Annotated in this window: 4 protein-coding genes; 3 read left to right on the top strand and 1 reads right to left on the bottom strand. The window is 30.7% G+C overall.

Annotated elements, in window-relative coordinates:
• Positions 1-630 (top strand): TasA family protein (locus IY230_RS00560; RefSeq protein ID WP_196369412.1); only part of this gene is annotated, 630 nt, incomplete at its 5' end.
• 41 nt (positions 631-671) lie between these two features.
• Positions 672-2537, top strand: a complete 1866-nt coding sequence (locus IY230_RS00555) for a TasA family protein (RefSeq protein ID WP_196369411.1) — start codon at positions 672-674, stop codon at positions 2535-2537.
• A 283-nt stretch (positions 2538-2820) separates the two neighbouring features.
• Here the strand turns inward: IY230_RS00555 and IY230_RS00550 are convergent, their stop codons facing one another.
• Entirely contained in the window at positions 2821-4320 is a 1500-nt protein-coding gene (locus tag IY230_RS00550) for a transposase (protein WP_196369410.1), read from the bottom strand.
• Positions 4321-4462: 142 nt separating this feature from the next.
• Here IY230_RS00550 and IY230_RS00545 point away from each other — a divergent pair, with 142 nt between their 5' ends.
• A complete protein-coding gene (locus IY230_RS00545; RefSeq protein WP_196369409.1) occupies positions 4463-5236 on the top strand; it encodes a hypothetical protein in 774 nt (257 codons plus the stop codon).
• Positions 5237-5479: the final 243 nt, after the last annotated feature.

Raw genomic sequence — 5479 nt, 5'->3', positions numbered from 1 at the left:
GGGTTAATTATGCGGAGTAAGATTAAGGTCTTAATCGCATCAGCATTTGCTATTGTTGGAGCTGCAGCACTTATAGTTGCAGGAACATATGCATTGTTCTCTGATTCAATTAGCATTGATAACCATCTGCAAGCAGGCACGCTCAAGGCTAAACTTGAACGGACAAGTTTAAACAGGGTCACATTAGATCCAGAGACAGGCTATTTGGTCGAACATTCAGATGATGAGATTAAAGACTTTACAGAGTCATCGATGTTATCTGAAAATATATTTGGCTTAGAAGAGGACAGTTTAATTGTTCCTACTGCATTCTATGAAGTCACGATGAAACTATCTAATGATGGTAGTGTTGCTTTTGACTACACAGTAAATATTGTTTTAACAAGTGAATCTAATGCATTAGCAGAGCAGTTAAAAGTGACAGTTAACGATGATGCAGAGAATGCTAAATATTTATCAGATGGAGAAACAATTCTAGCCAGTGGAACGCTTGATAAAACTGAAGGGAGTAGTTTTATTACTGTCACTATTAGAATTGAGTTTATGAATCAAAATAACAACAACGATGCGCAGGACTTGAAAGTTGACTTTGATTTAATGGTTAAAGCTATTCAAAGAACAACTGAATAAATTAGTTTTTGTTTTAAAAAAAATTACTTAGGGAGAAGTATATGAAAAAGAAAGTTATTACAAGTGCAATATTAACTATTGCATTAGCGCTTAGTTTATTATTAGGTGCAACTTATGCTTTATTTACAAGCGAAAGCAAAACAAATATAACAATATCATCAGGTAAGTTAGATGTAGTTGCAACAGTTGAAGAAGCTACAATGTCAAGTAGCTTAGGTGCAGCTTTAGGTAAAGCTGAAGTGGATGGTAATGAGGTTGTATTATCAGGTTTTGTACCTGGAGATAAAGCAACATTTACAATTGAAATTGAAAACAAGAGTGACATCTCTGCTTTATACAGAACAATGGTAAAAGTTGAAGATGATAATGGCTTATTCGATGGATTAGTCGTCATAATTAATGGACAAACATTCAATGGTTTCACTGCGGTTTCTAAATGGGAAGCAGTTTCATTTGCAAAAGCTGTAGTTGAAGTTTCAATTGAATTACCAGTAGGTAGAGGTAATGAATACCAAGGTAAATCAGCAAAATTAGTTTATATTGTTGAAGCTGTTCAAAGTAATGCTGGTATGACTGATGCTGATGTAAATGATGTAGAAATCTATACAGCATTCGATTTAATTCATTTAAGTAGATTAGTAAATGAACAAAATAAAAACCAAGCTGGTAAAACAGTTAAATTAATGAATGATATTGATATGAAAAATAGAGAATTAGTTGCTATTGGAAGTATCTTAAACATGAATACAGAATTTGCTGGTACATTTGATGGTCAAGGTCATTCTATTAAAAATGTAAACATTATTTCACGTGATGATTATGGTACTGGTTTATTTGGATCAAAAGGCGAACAATCAACTGCTGTCGTAAAAAACTTCACAATGGATGGTGGTACTGTAACAGGACCTAAGAACGTTGCTCCAGTATTTGGTATGGCATATAATGCAACAATCGAAGGTATTACAGTTAAAAATATTACAGTTAGACAAACAGGTGAAAAGAGAGCGTCAGGTTTAGTAGCTAACTCAATTGGCGCTGGAATGATTATTAAAAATAACCGTGTTGAAAATGTTGATGTTATTGGTACTTCAGATTTAGGTAAATTATTTGCTAATGCTGGTGATGGTTTAGTACAAGAAAACAATACATTTGAAAATGTATCATTATTAACAGAAGTTCATTTATCAGTAAGTACTGATGCTGAATTATTAGCAGCATTAAGTAGAGATGAAGAATTTATAACTATTACAATGACTCAAGATTTATCAGTGAATGTAAGTAATGCGTACATCAAATTTGGTAGTGCAAAAACTCAAAGAATTACTGTTGACGGTCAAGGTCATAAATTAACATTTGAGACTACTTACTGGTCTCAAGTAAATACACTTAACCCAGAAGCTGTTATGGCATTTGAAAATATGGAATTAACAAGTTCTCAAGCAACTGGTACTTGGAATAGTTATGATGTTCACTTCTTAAATAAAGTTGAACTTACTAATGTAGATGTATTAAAATCATTAGCTCTATCTAATGATGCTATTTTAAAAGATGTAACAATTACTGAATCTCATGCATATTATGCTTTATGGATTGTTGCTGTAGGTCAAACTGTTGAAATCGACGGTTTAGTAGTTAATGCTCCTGCGGGACGTGCTATTGCAATTAAAGATGAATATGAAGCAGAAGCAAAATCAGTTACACTATCAGTTAAAAATGCAGAATTTACAACTTTAGATAAAGCTGCTATTTTAGTAACATCAACAGCTGGTGCTAAAATTTCACTTGAAAACGTTGATATTTCAAAAGTAACTGCTGATACTACAAATCATGTTTGGGTAGATAAAGCAAGAGTAGATTCATATAATTTAGTTCTTGTAACAGGTGGATCAAAAATACAAGAACAATAATAAGTAATATATATTAATAACAACTATACAATAATTACTTATAGATAACTTATTTACTGATCAAATTAAGATAAGTAAAGAAACAGTTAAACGTTTTAAATCATGTATAAAATAAAGGGACTGTAAAGAAATGAAGATTTGATAATCATATATCAGCTCTTCAGGACTTAAACAGTCCTTTTTCTTTATATCCATATGTATGATGTGGAAAACTTTCGTTTTTGACCTTTTTTAGGCATACTAAAAAGAGATTTATTAAAATCTTTAGTTTTCCACTTGATAACTATTCAGTTATTCTATACTTTTTGTTGTAGTATTTTCTTAAATTATATCCAATAGCTGTTAGGAAAAACTCCATTTTAACATTTACAGTACCACGGCGTCTAAATCGTCTCACATTAAACGCTTCTTTAATAACTCCAAATGCACCTTCAACTTGAATTGACCTCTGATTTCTAAGGTCAATTCCAAGTGGTGATTTAAGATTTTTAATGACTTCTTTTTGGTACTCAAGATTTTCATTATTAATCTCTTTTTGTTTCCCATTCGGTAGTTCGTAAACTTCATTACCCTTTTTATTCTTATGGACATATTTTAATACATCACCATTAGGTGATTTAAAGTCATCGCCTTCTTTAATAAGATTGAGTGCGAAATAAGGATCATTCATCCGTTTCTTATCATGCGTATCTTTACTATACATCGTGTACTTTTGGAATAACTCCATGTGATTAAGTTTTAAGTACATGTAGTTAACTAGTCCGCCATATCCAGCGTCTGCTACAGGATATTTTGGATAATATCCATAGCTTTGTTTTAATCCTTCTAAAAAGGGAATGAAGGTTTTATAATCACTGCGGTCTTGATAAATATCCATATGTAGAATATATTCATCAGCTACACCAATTTGAATATTGTATCCTGGCTTTAATTGACTGTTTCTCATATGGTCTTCCTTCATATGCATAAACGTTGCTGATTTATCGGTTTTTGCATATGAATTTCTATCAGGTCCCATAATATCTAAATGGTTTTGATATTCATTTAATTTAGTTATATAGTCTAGGATATGTTCATAATCTCTTTGTAGAGGGGCTTTTCTCTTGCCTTTACCCGCTACAAAGTTGATTTTATGTAGTTTGATTTCTTTATCTAAAAAATTTTTAATCTTAAATAGATAGGTTGCATCATAGGTTTCATGTGTATTAAAAAGCATATCGCTTTCTTGATATCTTAAATTTAATTCGGTGAGTAATTTACTTATTTTCTTATAGAGCTTATCTCGAAACTTTTCTACTGACCCACGCCAAGTAAAACTATATTTATTAGCTACTGATTCTATCTTGGTACCATCAATAAATAAGTTATTAGTATCAATGTTTTCTTCCTTGATTAGGTACTTTGTTAATTCATAGAAGATGTTATCAATTCCATTTACTAAGTATTTGTCCATAAATGTCTTGATGGTTTGATGACTTGGCATGAGTTCATCTGTTAGCCACATGATTCTTATATCATTTCTTGCAGCTTTGGCCAGGTCCCTTAGTGTTTGAATCTTTTCCATTTGACAGAATAAGATCAGTTTTAACATCTGATGCGGATTATATCCGATACGACCTCTCGTATCTTTCGGATATTTCAAGTATTTGTCTATCTCCAATTTACTAAATACTTCATCAAATGTACGAACTTCACTATCAAACGGTATCTTTATTTCTAAAGATAGTGGTAATTTTAACTGTTTTGATTTAAAATAGTTAGGTATATGATTGTTAGTTTGCATACTTCAATTATACCAAAAAACGCCCTGGATTCCAGAGTGGCTTTTTTTTTGATTAGACTATAATTATTTTATTTCGTTACAGTCCCAAGATATAGATAGTGAAAAAAGTCTCAGTAAATTAGAGTATTATCTATATCATGTAATGAAAGTTGAAAACTCTAGCCCGCTTAGAATTTGCTTTGGGTATGATGGTTTTATAAAAGAAACAACATTAAGAGATAATTTCTTGAATGTTATCGAAGAGAGAATTAAAAATCAATTACCACACACTGGAATGCCCTCTTTACCATCACTTGTAATTTGTGAAGATAATTGCTTGGTCAAAATGATTGCTCAACCTTTTCTAATACCTTTTGAAAATCCACACATCATCATGAGTAGTTACAAAGGTGATGTTATAAGAGTTCTATTAACCATGTTAATTGCAAAAATTGAATCAAAAACAAAGGTAAGATTTAAGTTAAATACAGATGATTATCAAATTTTAGGGTTTAATGATATTTTAGGTGTAGATATAGATGTTAATGAGAATACACGTTATTATCCAAGTACATTAACTCATAAAAAATCTAAGAAAAACATAAATAAAACAATTGATTGGGAACCTGTAGAAATATCAGATTATGAACACTTAGTAGCAACTACGTTATGTGCTCTTTCATATGAAAAAGACCCTCAATTAAACATAGATAATGATATATTTAAAGAACATGATTTGGATAAAGAGTTAATTAACTTGATTAGATATGGGTTTGTATCCATTCATGATAATATAGTTGAGCTTATTTCAACTCAGTGTTCAGTTATTATATTTGAGGGTAAAATACTAATTGGTGAAAATAATGCTGATCAGATGACGAATTGGATTAGCAAAAAGCTTGAGAAAATAAAGCAAAAACAGGATATGAAAGAATAATTATTTTATAGAATCATTATATTCAATAAATGCTATTAAAAAATCAAGTATCTCATGGTTGAATACTAAATTCTTTAGGGGTACGAAAAATATCACAGTGGTACGAACTTTTTTAAAGGGGTACGAAACTGTATCAAAATAGTAGCCCTAACACATACTATTACAACAGTGTTGATAGAAAAGTATCAACTTTATAAAATATGAAAATATCATTCTATGCATCATATAATAAATATGATTGGT

Origin of the sequence: Acholeplasma laidlawii (genome assembly GCF_015709225.1) — a bacterium.
GTDB classification, from domain to species: domain Bacteria; phylum Bacillota_I; class Bacilli_A; order Acholeplasmatales; family Acholeplasmataceae; genus Acholeplasma; species Acholeplasma laidlawii_A.
This window is presented reverse-complemented; position numbering and strand designations above follow the sequence as displayed.

Excerpts from the sequence above, each read along its gene's own strand:
- IY230_RS00555 (WP_196369411.1), top strand. The coding sequence starts at position 672 with ATGAAAAAGAAAGTTATTACAAGTGCAATATTAACTATTGCATTAGCG.
- IY230_RS00545 (WP_196369409.1), top strand. The coding sequence starts at position 4,463 with ATGAAAGTTGAAAACTCTAGCCCGCTTAGAATTTGCTTTGGGTATGAT.
- IY230_RS00550 (WP_196369410.1), bottom strand. The coding sequence starts at position 4,320 with ATGCAAACTAACAATCATATACCTAACTATTTTAAATCAAAACAGTTA.